Here is a 23,563-nt window from a genome sequence, read left to right as displayed (position 1 = left end):
ATACGGTTGCGTAGTATTCATTTGAGTTTTGGTCTCTATATGCAAATCTTGGAACCCATTTCCTCCGCCTGTCTCGAAGGTTTCCACCATCGTATAGTTCTCGGGTGTGGTTGAGAACGTCAATCGCACATTGCCCAGGTGGTCTTTGAGGTGGTATTGGTAGTCGTAGCCTTCGAGCGACTCAGGCTGACTTCCATATTTAGGAACAATGCGACCTTCTTCGTGCTGCACGAGTTGCAGTTGGTCATCTTCATAGATATACGCTCCGATGTAATCGGTCTTCTTTTGCAGCACACCACCCGGTGCATAGACTTCCTGAGCCAGCTTGATACCGGCTGCATCGTAACGATAGATGATGTAGTGACCGTCTACTTTATCCACGCGTTTGGGCAGGTTGAGGTGATTGTAGGTGATGTGAGTGATGTTCTTGTTCAGGTCGCTGATCATGTTGCCATTGCCATCATAGGAGTAGTCAGTACCTGACCTGTTCCCATCCACAAATCCTGCATGGATATCGCCAGAATCTGTTACCTCTAATAACTGATTGCTGTTTTTACCATCCGATGCGTAAGTATACTCCAACACGTCCAGTCCGGACCCTGCCTCATTGTTTCGTCTTAGTTTCAAGATATTGCCATTGAGGTCATAGGAAAGATCACTGACACTAAATCCATTTTCGGAAGACCATCCCAACCGATTGGTGTGGTGTTGAGCGCTGGTCAGCCTGTTGAATGGATCATATTGGTAGGTATAGGCCCTGCTTGAAGTTTCATCCAGTCCCATCGGATCGCTCCATATCATTGCACTTATGTTTCCATTCCAGCTAGGTGTGTTGTTAAGATCAAAATCCATTTCATTGTACACCAACTTCATGCCAAACAAATCGTCTGAGTCGTCGTTGGTGGTTTGATCATCGGTCAGGCTGGCGTTGTTTATGGAGGTGAGCCATCCTCGAATGTTGTAGCGGTAATCAATGGATTGGGTAGGCTGATCTCCATCCACGTGTAGGTTTTTCTCAATGAGTTCACCCAACTCGTTGTAGTTTCTTTCCAGTAAGACTACTGGCTGCTGGTGATCCATCTGATGGGTTACTGATAGCAATCTGCTCGCATGATCGTAGGTAAATTCTTGGAATATGGTGTTTGACTCTGAGGTAGTGTTATGGATCGCTTTTGTTTGTAATACGTTGCCCATAAAGTCATACAAGCTACTTGTGATGTCTACGCCTGTGGTTTGATTTTCACCATGTGTTTGAATGATTCGGTACCTATCGTCGTAGTAGGTTATCGAACTTAGCCACTGATCGGTTCCCAAAATTCTTATTTGAGATCCGGTAACTTGTCCTTTCACAGTCTCAAATGCAACGGAAGGGAAGCAGTAGCTATCATTGGTTGTTTTGCACCCCAATTGCAAACTGTCATAGGTATAGGTATTCCCAAATTCAGGAAGGTCATCTCTGAAATTATACTGGTCATAATAGGATACTGAGAGCAGGCTAATTCTGGTGGAGTCATTTGGAAAGGAGTTGTTGGTATAGCCCTTCAGACTGTTGACTGTTTCACCGATGTATGTTTCATAAGGTTTACGATCAGGGAATGATGGATTTTGATAAAATGTGTTCAGGTAGCTTTGAATGTCTTTCTGACTGATGTTTGAGCCCATTTGATAGATCCCAGTCATAATCGGTCTGTTCAAAGCGTCATATTTTGTAAAAGTCCACTGCCAATCTTTTCGTTGCACACTATCCTGAGTCAATATCAGACGATCGCGATGATCATATACCATGTAAACCCATCCACTCCCAGGAACTCTTTTTTTGGTCATTCGCTGCCTTCCGTCATATCGATACTGAAAGGCCCAACGATCGAGGAAGTCTTGTTTTTTGGTTTGAACGCTGATGTGTATTTCATTTGATGTTTTACTGGCACCAAGAATGGAATTGGTAATCTTGTATCGGTAGATGCCAGCATCGTTTGTACTGGCATTGTGGATGATAAATCGCTCGCCAGTAGGATGTTCATTTAAACCGGTCACATCATTCCATATTCTACCATTGCCTTTTTTCTCCCAAGTATAGGTGTTGCTAGAAGTGGAATCATAGGTTGAGATGCTTATTGTTTGGTTTTCCAACAGGGCTACCTCTTGTTCCTTTTCACCAAAAGACGACTGATTTACATAATCGAAAGCTGAATAAGGAGATATGTTGTCAATCATGTTTTGGCTGATGTCTGCGAATGCAATTTGATTGTCCCGAATGTTGATCGCGAGAATATCACGATTGGGATGGTTAATGAAGTTTGGGAATCCACTTAGGCTGTTGTGATTTAAAATGAGATTTTTTAGAGAAGGTAATGAAACTATTGAGCTTGGTACCTCGCCGGTTAAAGAATTGTGATTTAAAGCCAAGACAACTATTGATGTCATGTCTCCCAGAGAGGAAGGAATAGAGCCCGTGAGATGATTTCCGTGCAGCAATAGCTTCGCCAGTTGGTTTAATTGACCTAGTGAAGGAGGAATAGAACCCCATAAGTTGTTGTTATGTAGACGCATTTCACGCAATTGAGTAAGGTCGCCCAGCCCTGTAGGTAATAGACCATCAAGTTGATTGTCACCGACTAAAAGAAACATCAGTTGCGATAGGTTGCCAATGTCAGAAGGTAAGTTGCCAGAGATCTCATTATCGGCTAAGTTTAAATATTTTAAAGCGGTGAGTGAGGCCAACGTGGAAGGCAGTTCCCCTCTTAGGTTGTTGGCAGGCAGGCTTATAGAAATGATGTCTTCATTCCTCACCACAACACCATGCCATTGATTATAATCAGCGCTTGTTGCCTCTGAAGGCCAATTTTCCAAGTCTGGCCATCCAGCGTTATTAGACCAATTTTCACCGTCAAGCTTTATGTAGAGATCATGGAGTATTTCTAATTCTATTCCATCTGGAATCTCGTTTTGAGCGTGTATCGAATGGTTCACGATAAGACAGAGGTGTATCAAAGAGGCTCTTACAATCAGTTTCATAACTTATGGTTTAAAGTGAGAATTAGTCTAGGTAATGATTGATTTCTTTGATGGCTTGTGGAGGAAGGACGAAACGCAGATTACCAAAATCATCATAGATGTAGTAGGTGTCTCCCCACTCAGTAGTATTAGGGTTTCCGTCTTCGTCTGGTGCCTCCGAACGTTTCAGAATAGTTTGTTGAAGCTTGTCTTTAAATGTGATTGTTTTATATCCAGATTCGTCTGTAATCACTGTTTTGCTAAGTTCACCGGATAGATAATGCTGATTCGCAGGATGTATCGTAGGAATACCGTCTTGAAGCAGCCATTGGTATACCTCAGCCGTCTCATTAGTTTCATAAGAGTAGGTAATGTTTTTGTCACTGTCCTTCCAGGTTTGTCCTGGAGAATACTTCGTCTTAATACGGTTTAATGGACTTCCATCATACTCTACTTCTGAAAATGGACTTGTATCTTTTGAAATAGCGTCAGCCGTTTGGTAAAAATCATATTGATCACTATTTGAGTACTCTTTGGCAATAGCATTTTCTTGATACTTGCCATTTGTGGTTGAGGCTACATACGGTAAATATTCTTTTGCAATGAGACCTTTGAGATCATATTCAATAGGTACAATTAAATCATAACCTTTCGGAGAGCCTTCTCTCTTAATCACTTGAGATTTATTCCCTAAACCATCATAATGGCTTGATGATATGCTGATTTCACCCTTGGTATACTGATCAGAAATTTGAATGTTGACAGCTGCGACTTTTGCGGTTATGGTCTGTACAATATTGCTATTTATTGTAGGGCATCCTTGATTTGAGCCCCAGTGGTATGGACATTGATCTGAATTATCTAAAACATATCCAAAGGGCTCTTTGCATTGAACTAATTTATCACTTGGATCTCCAAAACCGTCTTGATCCTGATCTCGATACCAATCTGTTTGTGGGCTTATTGTACTCTTTTCATCGTCACAATCCACAATTGAAATATCATGAGCTAGTTCTGATTCAAGATAGAATGTTTCATCTGGCCTCTTGCAACCTTTATGACTGATACCGCTTGTGAACCCATCACTATCGATATCTTGATACCAAAGAGTTTGAGGATTTACGAGATGACCACCTGTACTTGGATCATCGTTGCAATCTTCTCCGACAGTGATGAAATTATCTATGGGATCGCATGCATAAAGAACCACCTCAGGGTTTCCATAGCCGTCACCGTCATTGTCTTGATAGAGTGTTAATAATGACTGACCATTTCCATTGGTACCTGATGGTGGATCATAACAGTCATCATTATTATTTACCCAATGAGAATCTGGAGGATTGCAATCAAATACCGGATTAGGGAATTCGCTCGAAGGTAGATTTTGATTTCTAGTGGAAGTTATGTCTGCACCCAATCCGTCTCCGTCATTGTCAATGTACCACCATTGGGCAGTATACACGTTCGGATTAGTATCATCACAGTCTAATGATTGTGAATAGCTGTTGGATGGCCTTTCGCATTGTTGAACCCAGCTATTACCTCCATATCCGTCTTCATCTATGTCTAAATACCAAGTGGGCGGTGGGAGCCCATCTGAGTCGTCACAATCAAAGTTGTTTGCAACCCATTCGGTATCATTAGGGACACTGGGATCTGTACAACTTTGTCTCGTTAGGCCATTGGTCGCACCAAATCCATCTTTGTCGGCATCTTCATACCAAACTAAATTTGGATTAATTTCTGGATTGGAATCGTCACAATCAATATTATTAGACACGTATCCAGATGGTTGTCTGCAATTTGATTTTGTATTGCTAACTGTTCCAAATGTATCATTATCAGCATCACGATACCAGATTAAGCTAACATTGGCTGAGCCATCTGTATCATCACAATCGCCATTAAGTGATTGAAGTTCGCTGGCAAGTTTGTATCCATTAGGTCTTGTACATCTTGTTATCTGGGTGCCGTCAGAGTAGCCATCATTGTCGTTATCCTTATACCATTTGGTCGTCGGACGAATTTCAGAATTAGAATCATCACAATCTGAAGTATTTGATACATAGCCTGACGTAACATTACATCCAACATATGTATCATTGGAATTACCAAATCCATCACCATCCAAATCTCTACCCCATGTGGTCTGCTGAGTATTTGTGTTTAGATCATTACAGTCTAGGTTATTAGCTACATATCCTGAGGGCGGAGAGCAACTAATCACCGTCACTTGGCCTAGTTCACTACTTGGCAAGCCTTGATGATAATTCGAACTCATATCGGCACCTTGACCATCACCATCGTTATCAATATACCAGGTTTGAGCTCTGCCAATACTGGCATTGCTATCGTTGCAGTCTCCTCCTGTACTTGCATAGCCAGCAGGTTTGGTACAAGACTTGGTAGTTAGGCTTGAGTTGCCTATTCCGTCATTATCAGCATCTCTATACCAAGTTCGCTTAGTGCAGCAAGTATTCCAGACATTTGAGTTTGAGTCATCACAATCTTGATTGTTAAGGACATAACCACTTGGATTGTTGATGCATTCAATCGAGATACTAGGATTACCTTTCCCATCGCCATCAGCATCTCTGTAATAGGTATTTACACCACAATCGTCTCCGGGAGGGCAGTTAGAGGGACCTTGGCAATTTTGAGCAAAAATATTTACGTTTATAAAAATAGCATATAACGTAAAAAATAAAACACTTTTCTTCGTGATCAGTATCATGACAATAGGTTTACTTGGTTTCTAAAGAATATTGATAGTCAAAACTTGAAAGTAGATTTCCATCATTATCCGAAATTGATTTCAGTCTTCCAAAGTCATCATATCTATATTGGGAAGAGTTTCCATTTGGATCGATGGTCTTGATTACTCCTATTCCTCCTTTGTATAGATAAATAGACAATTGAGCAGAATGAGGTAATTGTTGCTGAACTGTACGCAGTTCAGATTCAATGAATGTATTGTTGAAAGAATTCTTGATTTCATCAATCTTCGATTGACCGATCAAGGAGACTGTTTGATCAGCTGAATAATTGATAATTTCTGCAACAGGATACTTCCCGTTATATGCCCAGATGTATGATACATTTAATCCTTGCCGTGAAAGTTTATTGACTAATAGGTTTCCGTCATAGCTAAGATTTATTTCATTTTCCGAATTATATTCCTCGCTGGCTAAAAAGTATCCTTTTATAGAGGGATCTGATTGATTAGAAAATTCGAATTCACTTTTCGGTATAGGTTTATTTTTTACGAGAATTCTATTGGAAATTAAATTGCCCCTCAGGTCATATTGGTATATACTGGCCTTAGTGACTTCAGCATTACGAATAATCACTTTTTCAATTGGATGATGGAAGTATTTTGTTTTGAGGTTTTCCCATAGATCGCCTGTGTTTAAATAATCAAGTGGATAAAGTGTAATGGCAGAGATTGTTCTGCCATCACTGCCAGTTGTTCTTATCAAATTCGGAGAAACCTTATCCTCTGGGTTGAAATATTCAAATGCTTTTTTTTGAATCAGATTGCCATTCTGATGGTAATTTATTTCCGTCGTAGAATCCAATCTAGCCCAATCTGAATATAAATTAAAGGTTCCTATTGTGTATTGATGATCATAGTTTCCTCCATTGAAAGGATTCCAAAGAATTAAATCTACCTTAATGCCTTTGTATATATTGTTGGAGACAAATGTGTAATAACTCCTATTCTCGGAAACTGGAGTACCAAATCTGTTGTATAAAGTTTTTCGCTTAAGCAGATTTCGCTTCCATGAATGGTCTTGGAGTAACACAGCTTCATAGGAATTACCACCCCAGTTGTCATTTAGTTGGTAATACTCATATTCTATTTTACTGCTATCATTGAATATTTCAGTTATCGTATCATATGTTACTGAATTAGAAAATTGAATAAGACTTCTATCATGTCTTTTCAAGGCTGCATACTCTGTTTCCGAACCACCTCCGGAAGAGCAGACTTGCTTAATAGTTTTTGAATATCCTCCAGTGGACATTATTCTTGATGAGGTGAGGTTCTTGTATTGATATCTAGTTTTATTGAATTCCTCATTCTTGGCTGAATAATTAGCAATTTCCTTTATTCTTAAACCTCCATAGTACTGACAATTGGTTACGATTCTTAATTCTTCATGACATTCTTCCAAATTGAAGCTGACTGATTCAATCGCGGGCATTCGGTTTTCGAGAACTACAGAATAGTCACCTGGTAAAACATTATCAATACTTATAATTTGATTATTATCGAACTCGTGTGATGCGGAGTATAAGCTTGCACCATTGATTTGAGTAATGCTTAAATTGATGGCTCCGGGTTCGGTAGTATTTTCAGCAAGTGCGCCTACATCAATATTGAAATTAACATCAGCCACATGATTTAGGGTAAAAGTAAATGCTTCAATTACACCTGAATTAAATGCTCCATCACTATAAAAATTAACTAATGTATTGCATATCTCAACCATCGCACTATCGCTAACACATTTTCTATTGGGTTCCCACTCAAATTCTGTAAACCCACCAGTTGGATAGGTAATTTTTTGTAGAGTCCCATATTGCATGACATTTGGGTTTGGTTCTCTGCTGCCGCCAGCATTAAATCCATCAAGTGCTGGCAACAATGTGTAGTTGTTAGCATCATTAAAGTATCCCCAGTGATCCTGATCAAAAGACTTGGTAGGGGGTAGATCATCAGGGCTTAAGTAATTCAGTAGATATCTTTTGCTATCATTCCCTGCACTCAATTCTACTTCATCTAGGAATAATCGTTCTTGTTTTCCTATGCCTGGTCCATTGATATTTATGCAGTTGATCGAAGGCTTATATGTTCCATTCGTAAATCTTGATTTTAAATGTATGGTTTGATTCATATAAGTGATTGAGTCCAGCTTTTTAGTTCCAGCTAAATCAGCGCGTTCGTGATGACTTTCATGAAACTCGGTTACTCCATATGGACCTATAATGTACTTCAGTCTTTGTTTGGTTTTCGTAGTAACCGAACCTTGGACGATCTGTCTGTCAACAACATTTAAACATGCTCCTGCTCCGTTAGTAATTGCTTTAGATCCCACCTCTGAACAACTAAACCCTTCGTTAATTGCTTCTTCTTCATATACAAAGTCAAATTGATCATTATTCTTGACTGCACGAGTAAGATACCAGGCGACTTCTTCGTCAGAATATGAACCTTGACCTTCAGCATCTAAACTTATGGTCTCTATGGCATTAAATATTAAGAAAGTACCATCACCGATAGTCACTTTGAATTGCGATATATTTCCGAGATTGATTGTTCTCTTAATCTGAAGATCTGAGTGATTATAATGAAATATGTTTTCATTGTGGTCGATGAAAAACTGACCTGAATATCCTAAAAAATTATAGCTGTAGATATCAGGCTCTCCTTTTTGAAGGCCTGAAGACAATCGATACATCATATCCCATCCGAGCCCATAACCATTAGCCGGGGAGTCTGGTGTAAACCCTTGAGTTTTGTAAAGCTGGAAAATGCCTTTTCCACTTTCATCTGGAAAGCCGGCTATGCTTCTTGTAATGACTCCTCCAGCATTAAGTGACCAACCCATTCCTACCCATGATGCTATTTCATCAACATGTACACCATCTCCATGATAGGCTAATGAAATAGGAATAGTCATTTCCTGGCCTTGTATTTCAAATAATGGAATACTAATTGACGGCAAGCCACTACTTCCGCTTACCGGGTATGATCCATACTTACCCAAAGCGGCTGCAGTTGGGGAAGGGTGCATAGTTTGCAATGAATTATTGACGCTTTCAATGGTAAATTCCTCCTGATTTTGTGCGTGAGTTGACAAGCTAATTTGTGATAAACAGAGAAATAATATCAGTTGTATTAACCGCTTGATTTCGGCAGTATTTAGTACAATGCTCTCTGCGTCGTAGTTCTTATTTGATTTGAAATACATTTTTATATTTTTAGATCATTTTGAAAAAAGGATAAGCCCCCAAAACAAAATTTTGAAAATCAAATAAGTAGAAAATAATCTGTTCAATTAAGAGCTAATTGAACTTGTACACCTATCATATACCCAGCCCTACGATCGTGAAGTAATGAAATTTGCACAAGGGAGCGAATTGCCATCAGAAATGAGCCGCTTTTTTACAAAATCTTCAGTATCAGGAGCTTTCGCAACCGTTTGCGTTATTTTTTTTGAAATAAACGTGCGTTTCCCTCTTATAATATTCATTAATTTGAGCTGATCACACAAACTAACGATCGGTTAAGAATATGTTGGACATTGTCAAAAGTGAGCGAAAGAATAGGATTGTGGCAGGAGGAAATTTTAAATCTTTCGATACTACAAAGTACGGAATTGAGATCCAATCGGACCTTTATTCATACCAGGTATTTTTTTATAATGATAGCACCGTACGTGTCCATCAAATAGACGGTGACACAGATGAAAATCCCTACTCGGTCATCCAACAAGCATCAGACTCAATTCAATTCTCTGTAGAAGAACACGATGAATCTCTTGTAGTTACTTCCAACGCATTAGATATCGTCATCAATAAAGCACCTATCTTATTTACTTTCCTTGATAAAAATGGCAAGACGTTAAATGAGGACGACCCAGGTTTAGGAACCCAGATACAAGGTGAGCAAAAGACCGTATATAAGAAATTGCAGGAAGGTGAACGCTTCGTTGGCCTTGGAGAAAAAACTGGTCCATTGGATCGCAGAGGTAAAGGATATCAAAACTGGAACACAGACCATTTTGCTTATCACATAGAAGCAGATCCACTGTACGCATCTATACCTTTTTATATAGGTATTCATGACGAATGTAGCTACGGAATATTCCTTGACAACAGCTACAAAAGTCATTTCAACTTTGGAGCTTCTAACAACCGATTTTCAAGTTTTTCGGTCGATTCTGGCGATCTGAACTACTATTTCTTTGCAGGAACAGTGAGTGAGATCATTGAATCTTATACCTGGCTGACTGGCCGAATGTCCTTGCCTCCAATGTGGAGTATCGGCTATCAACAATGCAGGTACAGCTACTATCCGGATACGGAAGTACTGGATGTAGCCAAAAAATTTAGGGATAAAGACATCCCGGCAGATGTGATCGTTTTGGACATCCACTACATGGATCAATACAAAATATTTAGCTGGGATAAAGAACGATTTCCTTATCCGGATCAGATGGTAGACTTGCTCAAAGAAATGGGTTTTGAGGTGGTAGTAATCTGTGATCCTGGAATCAAGAAGGAGGATAACTACGAGCCCTTTTCTTCGGGATCGAAGAATGATGTATTTCTGAAATATCCAGACGGCACTTACTACGAAGGGGAAGTGTGGCCTGGGTGGTGTCACTTCCCGGATTTCACCAAGAGTGAAAGCAGAGAATGGTGGAAGGAGATGATGAAAAGCTATACCCAAATTGGTATTAAGGGCTTTTGGAATGACATGAATGAGATTGCAACCTGGGGTCAGATGCTCCCTGAGAATATCGAATTTGACTTGGAAGGAGAAGGTGCAACTACCCGTAAAGGAAGAAATGTCTACGGACTTGAAATGGCGAGAAGTGCATACGAAGGAGCAAAATCCAACCTGAAAGGCAAACGGCCATTTATACTTACACGTGCTGGATTTGCAGGTGTGCAGCGATACAGTGCACTCTGGACTGGAGATAATGTGGCGAATGATGAACATATGCTGTTAGGCGTGCGTATGGTGAACAGCCTGGGACTTTCGGGTGTGCCATTCTCAGGCTACGATGTAGGCGGATTTGCTGGAAATGGTCAAAGCAACCTCTTTGCACGCTGGATTCAGGTTGGCGCGTTTTCACCATTTTTCAGAGGGCATTCCATGATAAACTCGCATGATTCGGAACCATGGTCGTACGGGGAAGAAGTAGAAGAGATCTCCAAAAATTACATTCGCTTACGCTATAAGTTGATGCCTTATATCTATGGTGCATTTCTAAAGGCATCAGAGAAAGGCACACCCATTACCAAAAGTTTATGTATTGACTATACTCAAGATGACAAAATCTATGAGGCTGATTTCGAAAATCAATACCTGTTTGGAGATAGTATTTTAGTGGCGCCGCTTGGAAGCGATCAGCGGTTTGGCAAAGTCTACCTCCCCGAAGGAGAATGGTATGAATTTTTTACGGATGAAAAGATGGAAGGTGGCAAGGAGATGATCCGGGAGTATGCACTGGAACATTTGCCGCTATTCATTAAATCCTCTTCCATCATCCCAGTGTATTCAGATACCAAACAGAATTCTAAAGACATTGGAAAACATCTAGAGTTTCACGTATATAAAGGCAAGCAGAATTCTGAGATTGAATACTATGAAGATGACGGTGTTTCTTATGATAATGAAAACGGTCAGTTCCACAGAAGAAGTGTAGTGTTTAATGCAACTAAAAAGTCGATTTCGTTAGCGAAAGCTCAGGGTAAATACAAAAGTCAGATTACGAAAATGAAACTCGTTTTGCACGGTTTTGAGCAAGCTGAGGTGAGCGGTTTTGCGAATGAATGTTACTCATATGTTCAGCCGATTTCCAACTTTGACCCATTTGTAAACGACAGAAGAGACGATCTAAAATCTGAAAATGTTTTTACGCTAGAAACGGAATATACCAATGAAGAAATTACTATTAATTGGTAGTGTACTGGCTGGGCTTACAGCTTGTGAGTACAATCAAATTCAAACACTCGAATCACCACTTATTTTAGGTAAAGCAACGCCAATCAACCTTGACTTAGAGGTAACAAAAGTTCAAGTTGAAGATTACATCATTGATCTTTCACGTCTCGATTCCGTTACTTCGGATGGTCCTTTTGCTTTAAACCTAAAAGATCAGGTTTTAACCATTTCAGGGAGACCAAAAAAACCTCTTTACAATCTGACATTTTGGGCTGAAGGAATAGGAGAAAGCGTCCTTTTAAAGCGTACAAAGAAGACCATGTATTCCTTTCTCTATCAGCCAGTTGGAGATGAGCAAGACGTTCGGATCAAAGGTGAGTTCAATGCCTGGAATCCAAATAACACAGTCTTAGAAAGAAAGGGAAACAGCTATTCAGGCTATGAATTGCTTAGTCCTGGTACCTATCAGTACCTGTTTGTTGTGGATGGAAAAGAGATGAGAGATCGACAAAATCCCGATTCAATCAGCAATGGGATGGGTGGATGGAACTCCGTAATTAACATAGCCGGGCCTGATGCAGAAAAAACCCCATCCGTAAAGACGGAGCGTTACTCACTTAATACGATCAATTTGTGGAGCAGCAATTCGGTGCAGCAGGTGTATGCATATTGGAATAACACATTGCTTCCCGAATCCCATGTCCAATTGGATGATCAAAACATTACGATTACGATTCCTGCGGAAGCCAGGCTGAGTCAACGCACCACAATTAGGCTTTGGGCATACAATGACGAAGGTGTCAGTAATGATGTATTGATTCCATTAGATAAGGGAAAAGTTCTTTCATCAGCAGATCAAGTCAATAGGAACGACTATGAATCCATGGTCATGTATTTCCTGATGGTTGATCGATTCAATAATGGTAATGAAGGAAACGACAGGCCATTGAACATTCCAGAAGTCCACCCGAAAGCAGATTATTTTGGTGGAGACCTGCCAGGCGTGACCAAAAAAATTGATGATGGATATTTTGCTGATTTAGGAGTAAACACTATTTGGCTATCACCCATCACTCAGAATCCTGAAGGTGCCTTTGGGAAGTACCCTGAACCAGAAACAAGTTTTTCGGCCTATCATGGGTATTGGCCTATTTCCAATGTTCGAGTCGACGACCGCTTTGGAACGGAAGGTGAATTCAAGTCACTCATAGAAAAAGCACACAACTCAAACATGAATGTCCTATTGGATTATGTAGCTAACCATGTGCATGAGCAGCATCCAATCTATCAACAAAATCCAGATTGGGCCACGAATCTCTATTTACCAGACGGTTCATTAAATACGGAAAGGTGGGACGATCATCGATTAACTACCTGGTTTGACACCTTTATGCCTACACTTGATCTCTCCAGAATGGAAACCGTAGACCCGATGACTGATTCAGCAATGTTTTGGTTGACTAATTATGGAATTGATGGATTCCGACACGATGCCACAAAGCACATTCCAGAAATCTTTTGGAGAACTTTGACACGTAAGGTGAAAAAGCAGATAGTTGCAGAAACTGGTCAACCTGTTTTCCAAATTGGCGAAACGTATGGTAGCCATGAGCTCATCAAAAGCTACATCAGCACAGGCATGCTGGATGCGCAGTTTGACTTCAACATGTATGATCGAGCTGTGTCTGCGTTTGCTGGCGCAGGCTCACTCAATGAGCTATCTAATTCCCTGCGTGAAAGCCTAAAATATTATGGAGATCATAACCTGATGGGCTATATCACTGGTAATCAAGATCGACCAAGATTTATCTCTTATGCCGATGGATCACTCAAATTTGGTGAGGACACTAAGTATGCTGGTTGGAATAGAACAATCACCCTGTTGGATACCATTGCCTATCAAAAACTATCCTCACTCACTGCTTACATGATGTCAATACCTGGAATTCCGTGCATTTACTATGGAGATGAATATGGATCACCGGGTGGAAATGATCCTGACAATAGACGACAAATGCAATTTGATGAATTGGATAAACACCAGCTGGCAACACGGGAGAGGGCAAAGAAAATGATCAATATCCGAATGAATAATTTGGCTCTGATTTATGGAGATACAGAGATTTTGTCATCAAGTGAAAATCATCTAGTCATTTCACGAAGCTACTTTGAGAATCAAGTCATTTCAGTATTCAATACAAGTGAAGATCCCATTGAAATTGAGATCCCAATAGGAGGAAATTTAAACTTCTACGGTTCCATGAACGACGGTCAACTTATCGTTCCTGCCTACGCATTTGAGATGATTACTTACAATTAATAACGTATGAAAACCATAACCAACCTAACCTTACTTCTTTCGGTGATCCTGTGTGCATGTACGGTGCCAAAACCAAAAGAGGAGTCAACTAAACTTGAGATTTCGTATCCGGAGAAAGCTAAAGATGCGGTTATTTATGAGGTGAATATCCGCCAATACACTCCGGAGGGAACTTTTAATGCTTTTGCCAGCCATTTACCCAGACTAAAAGATTTAGGGGTTGATATTTTATGGATCATGCCAATCCAACCCATTGGTGAAAAGAACAGGAAAGGTGGACTGGGAAGCTATTATTCGATCCAGGACTACACGTCGGTAAACCCAGCACATGGTACGATGGACGATTTTAAATCTTTAGTGCGGAAAGCACATGAAAATGACATGATAGTGATACTCGATTGGGTGGCCAATCATACAGCATTTGATCACCCTTGGACAGAAAAGGAGGGATATTATATGACTGACTCATTGGGCAATGTAACCTGGCCTGAAGGGACTGATTGGACAGATGTAGCAGATCTGAATTATGACAATATGGACATGCAAGACGAAATGATTGCAGCATTAAGATACTGGGTGACTGAAACAGATATAGATGGCTATAGATGCGATGTGGCGGGATTTGTACCTATGGAATTTTGGAAACGAGCAAAAGATTCATTGGACACAACCAAAGACTTGTTCATGCTCGCAGAATGGGATGAACCAAAGATGCATGACTCATTTCACATGACTTATGGCTGGGGATTTCATCATTACATGAATGAGGTAGCAAAAGGAGAAAAGAATGCAGATTCCTTGGTGTCATTTATTAAAAAAGATCTGATAAGGTATCCATCAGATGCAATTCGGATGAATTTCACGACCAATCATGATGAAAATTCATGGAATGGAACCGTGTTTGAGCGTTTTGGAGAAGGACATAAGGCATATGCTGTGTTAGCTTTCACCATTCAAGGTATGCCACTTATTTACAGTGGTCAAGAAGCTGGTTTAGACGAGCGCTTGGCCTTTTTTGAAAAAGACACAATAGAATGGGGAGCGGTCAAATATCAGGATTTTTATTCAGGATTGATCGACATCAAGCATAACAACCCAGCACTTCATAATGGAGAATTTGGTGGAACACCCCAGTTTTTAGAAACCGGAAATCCAATGGTTATTGCTTACACGCGAGCAAAGGGTGGAAATGAAGTAACTGTGATCATCAATCTTTCGGATGAAAAGCAAGAAATAATTTTACCTTCATCAACGTCATTCAGTGACTTCTTTTCTGGTCAAACAATTACGTCAGCCGTATCCGAATTGTCAGCTTATCAGTATTATGTTGGAACAAAAAAATGATGTGAGATGAGTAATGTGTCGTTAGATTCAGAAAAGCCGAGACTGAGTTTTTGGCAAATATGGAATATGAGTTTTGGGTTTCTTGGAATTCAATTCGGCTTTGCCTTGCAAGGAGGTTTTATGTCAAGGATATTCCAAACATTAGGAGCAGGAAAAGATGATATTCCTATGTTGTGGATTGCCGCACCGCTTACAGGATTACTTGTACAGCCAATTATTGGCTATTTAAGTGATCGCACGTGGAATCCTAAACTAGGCAGACGTAGACCATTCTTTTTAGTTGGAGCCATATTGAGCTCTGTAGCGTTGATTTTCATGCCATATTCATCTGCTCTGTGGATGGCAGCAGGTTTCCTTTGGATTTTAGATGCGAGCATCAATGTTTCAATGGAACCCTTTCGAGCATTGGTAGCAGATAAATTGCCAGATGGTCAGAGGTCCTATGGATTTGTTGTACAAACCTTGATTATTGGTGTCGGAACGTGGGTTGCTAGTAACCTACCGGCATTTGTTACCAAACTGGGTGTTGCCAATGAAGCTCCTTCGGGCATTGTTCCCGATAGCGTTAAGCTAGCTTTCTTGATAGGTGCGATTGTGTTTATCGGCACCATTTTATATACGATTTTCACGACAAAGGAATACCCTCCTGAAGATCTTGAGGCATTTAAAAAAGAAAATAAGCAGAGCAGCGGTTTTGCAAATGGAGTGAAAGAAATAGTTAAGAATATTTCTGAAATGCCTTTAGTGATGAAGAAATTAGGCGTTGTTCAGTTTTTTTCATGGTTTGCATTTTTCACAATGTGGAGCTTTGCAACACCTGCATTAACGGAGCATGTTTTCAATGCTACAGACCCATCCACTTCACTGTACAATGATGCTGCAAATCAAGTAGGGTCAGCCATGGGAACCTATGGGCTTTCATCCATGGTGTATGCATTACTTCTAGTATTTATCACAAGTAGATATGCGATCAATAGAAAATACCTTCACCTGATCAGCTTGGTTATTGGAGGATTTGGTTTTATTTCTATGTTAATCATTTCTGAACCATGGATGCTACACCTTTCATTCATAGCAATAGGTATCGCATGGGCAAGTATTCTATCCATGCCATACGCAATGCTTTCATCGTCAATAAATTCGAAAAAAATGGGCGTTTACATGGGGCTATTCAACATGTTTATTGTGATACCTCAAATAGTTGCAGCGGTAGGAGGTATAAATTTTTCCTATAAGTTTCTTTTTGGTGAAGCTACAATCAACACCATGCTTTTAGCAGGTTGTTCTTTAATTTTAGCTGGCTTAGCGAACCTTATAATTATTGATAAAAAAGCCATAGCCGGATGACAAAACTAGCCATAGGCATAGATATCGGCGGTACAAATTCCAAGTTTGGAATTGCCGATAGAGAAGGAAATATACTTGCACAGTCGAGAATCAAAACACAGCAATTTGCTGATTGCAGCAGTTTTCTTAAAACGCTTAAAGAAGAGATAGAAAAGATCTACCCCATTGGGGATGCCATAGGTGTGGGGGTAGGTGCACCCAACGCCAACTACTACAATGGAACAATCGTAGACCCACCAAACCTCCCATGGAAAGGGGTTTCTAAATTCGCTGAAGAAGCAGAAAAAATATTTGGTTTGAAATGTGTGTTGACCAATGACGCCAATGCAGCTGCCTTAGGTGAGATGGTTTATGGGAAGGCAAAAAAGATGAAAGACTTTGTGGTCCTCACAGTTGGGACAGGCCTTGGAAGCGGGATAGTGATCAATGGAGATTTAGTCTACGGTAAGCATGGCTTTGCTGGCGAACTCGGACATACACTAGTCAATGCCAATGGTCGATTTTGCGCATGTGGAAAACGTGGATGTTTGGAAACATATGTTAGTGCAACTGGAATTAGAAGAACAGTATACAAACTGCTTGCAGACCATACAGAGCCAAGTGTACTGAGGTCAATCAGCTTTGATGAGCTAAGCACACGCACAATTACCGAAGCAGCTGCTAAAGGAGATAAAATTGCGATAGAAGCATTTAAGTATACAGGTAGAGTTTTAGGTATGAAATTATCCGACTTTGTAGTTCATACTGACCCTGAAGCTATATTTTTGTTAGGTGGACTGGCTAAAGCCGGAGACCACATCTTCGTCCCCGCTCAAGCAAACATGGAAAATTTCCTAATGCCCCTGTTTCTTGATAAGAAGATACAACTACAACCCTCAGGACTCAAAGACGATGACGCTCCAATTTTAGGCGCATCCAGTCTTGTTTGGAAATATTTAGCCGGCACGACCGGAGCAATTTAAGAGTTAATGGAATGAAAAATATTGGAGTATTTACGTCGGGAGGAGATGCGCCAGGAATGAACGCCTGCGTTCGTGCGGTAGTTAGATCTGGCATTAGCCTTGGCCTAAATGTTTATGGCATCAGGTATGGGTACAATGGCATCATCAGTGGAGACATGTATCTCATGAAATCATATTCTGTGAGCAATATTTTACAGAAGGGTGGCACCATCTTAAAATCTGCACGTAGTGATGAGTTTCGAACCAAAGAAGGAAGAAAGAAGGCGTACGAGCAGCTCCAGGCAAAAGGCATTGAAGGAATTGTTGCTATTGGTGGAGATGGAACCTTTACCGGAGCCAATATCTTTTACGAAGAATATGGTATCCCAACAATAGGAGCACCCGGGACTATAGATAACGATTTATATGGATCAGATTACACCATAGGATTTGATACGGCAGTGAATACCGCCCTGGAAGCGATAGATAAGATCCGAGATACAGCCAATTCTCATGATCGAGTATTTTTTATTGAAGTGATGGGACGTCATTCTGGTTATATAGCCATACACTGTGGAATAGGAGGAGGGGCAGAGCTCGTGATGGTACCAGAAACATCAACCACTATTCAGGATGTCATAGATACATTGAATAAAGGAAGAGATAAAGAAAAAACTTCAGCCATCGTCATTGTAGCAGAAGGTGATGAGCAAGGAAACGCCCATGAAATAGCCAATAGAGTAATGAAAAAGCTACCAAAGTTGGATATTCGTGTATCCACATTGGGTCATTTGCAAAGAGGTGGTTCTCCTACTTCTATTGATCGTATTTTAGCCAGCAGACTGGGATTGGCAGCCGTTGAGGGTTTGATCAATGGGAAATCAAATGTAATGGCAGGCATCATCGATGATAAAGTGACATATACCAGTTTCAAGCTGGCAATAAGTAAAACCAAACCAATCAGTAGTGAATTGATGCGACTGGTTGAGGTAATGAATAATTGATAAGGTACAAAGGTCAATTGTTGGCTTTTTCATATCTTGATGACTTGATTATTTAGCTATGAAAACAATCCTCTTTACCGCACCTATTCTTTGTCTTGCATTTCTAGCCATCTTGTTTTTACAGTCTGGCCTGGACAAGGTCTTTAACTACCAAGGCAACAAAGAATGGTTGCAAAGTCACTTTGCAAAAAGTCCACTTAAGAAAACAGTAGATTTTCTTATGCCTATGATTACTCTTTTAGAGGTAGCTTCTGGTGTATGCTGTGCAGTTGGCATTGTAATGATATTAATCAATGGAAATGCTGAGATTGGACTGTTAGGAGCACAACTTTCAGCGGTATCGATTTTAGCACTCTTCTTCGGGCAGCGAGTAGCTCAGGATTATGTGGGAGCCGCTACACTTACAACCTATTTTATCATCTCAATTATGACAAACTATCTGTTGTGGGATATGATAAGGGCTGGATATTAAATAGCGAAGGATGTCAATTGATGTTTCCATAGCTAAACACAAAAACTATCAACAAATTGGTGAACTGATGGTGGATGTTTATTCAAACCTGGATGGTTTTCCTTCTCCTAAAGAGCAACCCGCTTATTATGACATGCTCGCTAACATCGGAGACTTTGCACTAAAAGGAAGCGTGGACATTTTGATGGCCTCTAAAGACGAAGAAATCCTTGGAGCGGTGGTATATATCAATGACTTGACAGACTATGGTGCCAATACAGATCTAAGTCTTGAAAAGGATGCAGCCGCGTTTCGGTTGTTGGCAGTTTCGACAGGTGCGAGAGGATTAGGAATTGGGAAGCTCTTAACCAATGCTTGCCTGGATATGGCGAAAGCTAATGGATTGAAGCAGATGATCATACATACCACAGAATCTATGAAAGTGGCTTGGAGTATGTACGAGAAGATTGGTTTTAGACGGTCTGAAGAGTTGGATTTTCTTCAAAGTGGGTTGCTTGTATATGGCTTTAGATTAAAGTTTTAACCTTCCGTACTTTTCGAGTTCATCTTCCTTGAGGTTCACTCAATGCTCTGAATATTGCGGGAAATGAGTGTCATTTACTCTTACCAAACTGACTTACATCATTCGCTTGAAAATAGTTAATAGTAATTTAATATTGCTATTAACTAAAACCATTATTAACTAAATAATTTATTCCTAGATTTGACTACATCAAAACTTATTTAGTATTTAAAAATTACAGCTATGAAGAGAAGAAAAAATTACTCAACCAGGATTGTTCCAAATACGATCATTTCGGCATTTCTACTTTTACTATTGGCATGCTCAGCTGAGGAAGAGGTATTCATTGAAGATGTTCCATCAGAAATCATTGTCAAGTTAGAGAAAGCTGGCTTTGCCACGAGCGAAGGTTTAAGGAAATTTCGAGATGGCTATTTGGTCGAAACCGATATTTACTTAACCGAGGAACAGATCGATGCTTTGGTACCTACCGAGGTAGAGACACCCACTACTGAACATTATCGCACCAATAATTTGGTAAATGGATTCAGAACTATCCGCGTATTTATGGATCCGGATTTTGGGAATTTTATGCAAAATGCATTTGATGATGCTCTCGCCAGATATAATGCACTAAACCTTCGCCTCGTTTTTGAAAGAAGCGCAAATGAGAATACCAGCGATATTGTTTTTGAAGCTTTTTTTGAAAACAGTAACCTTTTAGGTTTTAGTGCGGGATTTCCTACCGGTGGTGACCCTGCTCAAAACATTGGGCTTAATACTTTCTTTTATAATAATGCAAATGCCCGTCCAGATGCAGCTACTACAATAGCACACGAAATTGGGCATGCTATCGGATTTAGGCACACAGATTTCATGAACAGGGCTTTTAGTTGTGGTCAAGTACTTCCTGGCAATAATGAAGGGGATGCAGGTGTAGGTGCAAACCATATAAACAATACACCTGTAAATCCAGAAGTAGGATCTTGGATGTTGGCATGTAGCAACAATACCAACAGACCATTTACTAACGCTGATGAAATTGCGTTGATTGATACTTATGACGGAATGACAATTACAGGGAATACACTTGTTTGTGGAGGGAACAATACTTTCACATTGAATAATGTACCTCCCGGTAGTGTTGTCACATGGCAGGCGACGCCTGCTAATATTCTTGATCAAGCTGCAGGAAATGGTGCCACTGCTGTATTAAGTGGAATTTCTAACAGAGTAAGTGGGGGAGGTACACTTACATTCAATGTCGTGGTAAACGGTGTAAATTTTAACGTAACAACCAATATATGGGTGGGAAGGCCTGCTTCTCCATCGTCACTTTTCGGTCCATCACCAGTTAGGTATGGAGCTCTAGCCAGGTATACAAGCGGTGCGGCACAGGGAGCAACTTCCTATAAGTGGTACTTACCCTATCCATATGATCAAAATGCTACGGTTGTAGTTGATCCTGCAAGATGGGGGATTGTGTCAGGAGGTAATTCAAGATATCTCACTGCCATAGTCGGACCCAATAATGGATTGGTACAGGTAATGGGTGTAAATGCTTGTGGAACTGGAGGCGCCAAAATAATGAATGTAACCGTCACCACATCAGGTGGAGGGGGTGGTGATATGCCATAAGGTAAGGCACAATACCAAAAGCGAATTATATGAATAAAAGGCGCACTTCAAGTGCGCTTTTTGCATTTACCATAAGTCACCGTTGCACATGCCTCGAGTTCATCTCCCTTACGGCTCTTTCAATGCCATGAGGAGTGAGTGGAAACATAGGCACCAATTCTTTCATTACTTGAATGGTGTATGTCCCCGGCCAATATTTTAGAGGCTCGGGATTGAGCCAAACGGTCTTCTTAAATTTCTTAGTAATAGCTTGAATGTTTCGAATACTCAATGGACTTAACTCATAAGGTGCCATTGCAGAATCCCCGATGAAAAAGACACGATAGTCCTTATTGTGCATCAATAGTTTATCGATGGAGATGTAAGTAGACCTTCGTTCATCTATCCACACCCGATCGTAAATGGTGTTATGGAAGTAATAAACCTCCAAGTCGTGTGCAAATCGCGTCTTCATCTTACGAAATAATTGCTGCACACTTCTGATGTATGGAGCCATTGAGTAGCCTCCATTGTCGATAAGAACGATGATCTTAAGTTCTTCAAATTTTTCGCTTGTGAGTTCTGGCAGAAAAAGCCCACCACGTTTCAGTCCAGATTTGATGGTGTGAGGAATGTCCAGCTTTTCAATGGCACTTTCTTCTATTACCCCTTTGATGGAAGCGAGTGCAGCATCTACATTGTTATCATTGAGCAAAGCATCCCGATCTACTGGAAAATAGTTTTTATCTCCAATAACTTTTCTGGCCATTCGTCCGCCGCCTTGCCCACCTACACGCAATCCATTCTTGGCAGCTCCACCGTGACCATATGGAGAGATTCCCCCTGTGCCAATCCAGTGGCTGCCACCACTGTGATTAGATCGCTGCTGATCTCTTACTTTTTCCATTCGTTCCAAAAGCTCCTCTAAAGACAGATCGGAATAGTCTGCCATTTTATCCAGCACTCGTTCGGCAGGCTGGCCGTCTGTCTCCTGACCATCCTTATCTTCCAAGTCTGGATCGTCCTTATCCCATATTTCTTTGCCATTTACTACCTCCTTAATGTCATAACTGGTAAGGTGCACCTGATCAAGAAAAGTATTCACAAGATCTTCTTCTGTTAGATCTACTTCAATGTCAGCTTCATCTACATATTTTGTTTTCCATTGTTGAAAGGTTTCAGATCTAAGAATGGCATCTTCCAAAGTTTGTCCAGGTGCTATCGGAACTGCAAGGAAGTATTCATAATAGGCTTTTGTAAATGGCCCGATATCCTCAGGTTCTTTTACCACTATTCCTTTCAAGGTGTTGTGAAGGTCACCTAATGTTTTTACCAACCCTTTTTGCATGGCTTTTCTTAAAATAAGAAGTGTGCGAACGTCTGCTTTGAGGCCGTGTTTTCGAAAAGATGCTGGTAATGAGCTAAACATATTAATTCAAGTAAGTTCCTAAATTATCTCCAGCACCGATCAGACGATTCACTCGTTCCATGTCCGCTTGAGTCTTTATCAACGCGCCAACTCCTTCTAGCCCTTGTATTTTCTCAATAGCTTCCTTCGGAGACTTATCGCTCATATACTTCAACCAGTTCAGGACTTCTCTTGTAGTAGGTGAGCGCTCAAGCCCCAATCTTCTCAAATGGTAGAAAACATCCAAGGCCACTTTCACTACCTTTTCATCAAGATCCGGATGATGTTTCTCTACTATTTTTCCCATTACATCTTTCTCAGGAAAGTCAATGTAATGGTAGATGCATCGTCCCTTGAATGCTGTTGGCAACTCTTGCTCTCTATTGGAAGTAATAACAATTGCTGGCATATCTTCTTCTGATACTTCAATCACCTCACCCGATTCAGGCATAATAAATTTGCGGTGACTGAGTGCATACAGTAGATCATTTGGAAACTCGCGAGGAGCCTTGTCTATTTCATCAATGAGCAGTACGGAGTTTGGTTTGCTATAGGCGATGGCTGCCGGGCCTTTTACTACATAGTCAATGAGTGATTCTGGATTCCTATTTCCAGTGGAAAGTCGACTTTCCAGTCCTTTTTCTTCCCGCTGTGCATTGAGGATTTCAATCTGGGAATCCCTCAGATACTTCACATGGTCAAAACGAGCGACAAATTGCTCTACATTGCTTTTTGATCCGACAGGATATACCTCCAGATCAAGTCCTCTGTCCCTCGCATAATGAATGGGAAGCTCAGTCTTTCCTGTGCCAGGCTCACCTTCGATCAGCAAGGGCATACCTAAAGTTCGTGCCATATGAAAGGCCTGAGCTAAATCCGGATCGCATAAATATTTCTCTGAACCGGTCCAATGTTTGGTTTCTGCCATAGT

The 23,563-nt window shown here is 40.6% G+C and carries 13 protein-coding genes and 1 pseudogene; 9 read left to right on the top strand and 5 right to left on the bottom strand.

The features are described 5' to 3' along the window. The 3 genes and pseudogenes from ABJG98_RS07905 to ABJG98_RS07895 all read right to left on the bottom strand — a co-directional run. A pseudogene (locus ABJG98_RS07905) lies at positions 1 to 3,015 on the bottom strand (hypothetical protein); the annotation flags it as partial. A gap of 22 nt (positions 3,016 to 3,037) precedes the next feature. Then, positions 3,038 to 5,728, bottom strand: a complete 2,691-nt coding sequence (locus ABJG98_RS07900) for a DUF6443 domain-containing protein (protein WP_348278953.1) — start codon at positions 5,726 to 5,728, stop codon at positions 3,038 to 3,040. A 10-nt stretch (positions 5,729 to 5,738) separates the two neighbouring features. After that, on the bottom strand, positions 5,739 to 8,972 hold the full coding sequence (locus ABJG98_RS07895) for an RHS repeat domain-containing protein (protein ID WP_348278952.1): 3,234 nt from the start codon (positions 8,970 to 8,972) through the stop codon (positions 5,739 to 5,741). A gap of 323 nt (positions 8,973 to 9,295) precedes the next feature. Between ABJG98_RS07895 and ABJG98_RS07890 the strand changes: the two genes are divergently transcribed. The 9 genes from ABJG98_RS07890 (at position 9,296) to ABJG98_RS07850 (ending at position 21,245) form a co-directional block, all read left to right on the top strand. Continuing rightward, on the top strand, positions 9,296 to 11,698 hold the full coding sequence (locus ABJG98_RS07890) for a glycoside hydrolase family 31 protein (RefSeq protein WP_348278951.1): 2,403 nt from the start codon (positions 9,296 to 9,298) through the stop codon (positions 11,696 to 11,698). Next, entirely contained in the window at positions 11,673 to 13,997 is a 2,325-nt protein-coding gene (locus tag ABJG98_RS07885) for an alpha-amylase family glycosyl hydrolase (protein WP_348278950.1), read from the top strand. The genes ABJG98_RS07890 and ABJG98_RS07885 overlap by 26 nt, the downstream gene beginning before the upstream one ends. A 6-nt stretch (positions 13,998 to 14,003) precedes the next feature. After that, positions 14,004 to 15,341, top strand: a complete 1,338-nt coding sequence (locus ABJG98_RS07880; protein WP_348278949.1) for an alpha-amylase family glycosyl hydrolase — start codon at positions 14,004 to 14,006, stop codon at positions 15,339 to 15,341. Positions 15,342 to 15,347: 6 nt separating this feature from the next. Continuing rightward, positions 15,348 to 16,688 carry an MFS transporter gene (locus ABJG98_RS07875; RefSeq protein ID WP_348278948.1) on the top strand — a complete coding sequence of 447 codons (1,341 nt, stop codon included), beginning with the start codon at positions 15,348 to 15,350 and terminating at the stop codon, positions 16,686 to 16,688. Further along, positions 16,685 to 17,650: an ROK family protein gene (locus ABJG98_RS07870; protein WP_348278947.1), complete on the top strand. Its 966-nt coding sequence runs from the start codon at positions 16,685 to 16,687 to the stop codon at positions 17,648 to 17,650. Before ABJG98_RS07875 ends, ABJG98_RS07870 begins: the two co-directional genes overlap by 4 nt. An 11-nt stretch (positions 17,651 to 17,661) precedes the next feature. Further along, the gene (gene pfkA, locus ABJG98_RS07865) at positions 17,662 to 18,633 is read left to right on the top strand and encodes a 6-phosphofructokinase (RefSeq protein WP_348278946.1); all 972 of its coding nucleotides are present in this window, start codon (positions 17,662 to 17,664) and stop codon (positions 18,631 to 18,633) included. A 58-nt stretch (positions 18,634 to 18,691) separates the two neighbouring features. Beyond that, positions 18,692 to 19,105, top strand: coding sequence for a DoxX family membrane protein (locus ABJG98_RS07860; RefSeq protein ID WP_348278945.1), 414 nt, complete (start codon positions 18,692 to 18,694; stop codon positions 19,103 to 19,105). Positions 19,106 to 19,115: 10 nt separating this feature from the next. After that, a complete protein-coding gene (locus ABJG98_RS07855; RefSeq protein WP_348278944.1) occupies positions 19,116 to 19,628 on the top strand; it encodes a GNAT family N-acetyltransferase in 513 nt (170 codons plus the stop codon). A gap of 222 nt (positions 19,629 to 19,850) precedes the next feature. Next, positions 19,851 to 21,245, top strand: coding sequence for a M57 family metalloprotease (locus tag ABJG98_RS07850; protein ID WP_348278943.1), 1,395 nt, complete (start codon positions 19,851 to 19,853; stop codon positions 21,243 to 21,245). Positions 21,246 to 21,321: 76 nt separating this feature from the next. On the opposite strand, the gene ABJG98_RS07845 is transcribed toward ABJG98_RS07850, so the two are convergent. Next, the gene (locus ABJG98_RS07845; RefSeq protein ID WP_348278942.1) at positions 21,322 to 22,653 is read right to left on the bottom strand and encodes a hypothetical protein; all 1,332 of its coding nucleotides are present in this window, start codon (positions 22,651 to 22,653) and stop codon (positions 21,322 to 21,324) included. A 1-nt stretch (position 22,654) separates the two neighbouring features. After that, on the bottom strand, positions 22,655 to 23,560 hold the full coding sequence (locus tag ABJG98_RS07840) for a MoxR family ATPase (protein ID WP_348278941.1): 906 nt from the start codon (positions 23,558 to 23,560) through the stop codon (positions 22,655 to 22,657). Between the last annotated feature and the right edge of the window lie 3 nt (positions 23,561 to 23,563).

The sequence above is a fragment of the Ekhidna sp. genome, from assembly GCF_039960695.1.
Lineage (GTDB): Bacteria > Bacteroidota > Bacteroidia > Cytophagales > Cyclobacteriaceae > Ekhidna.
This window is presented reverse-complemented; position numbering and strand designations above follow the sequence as displayed.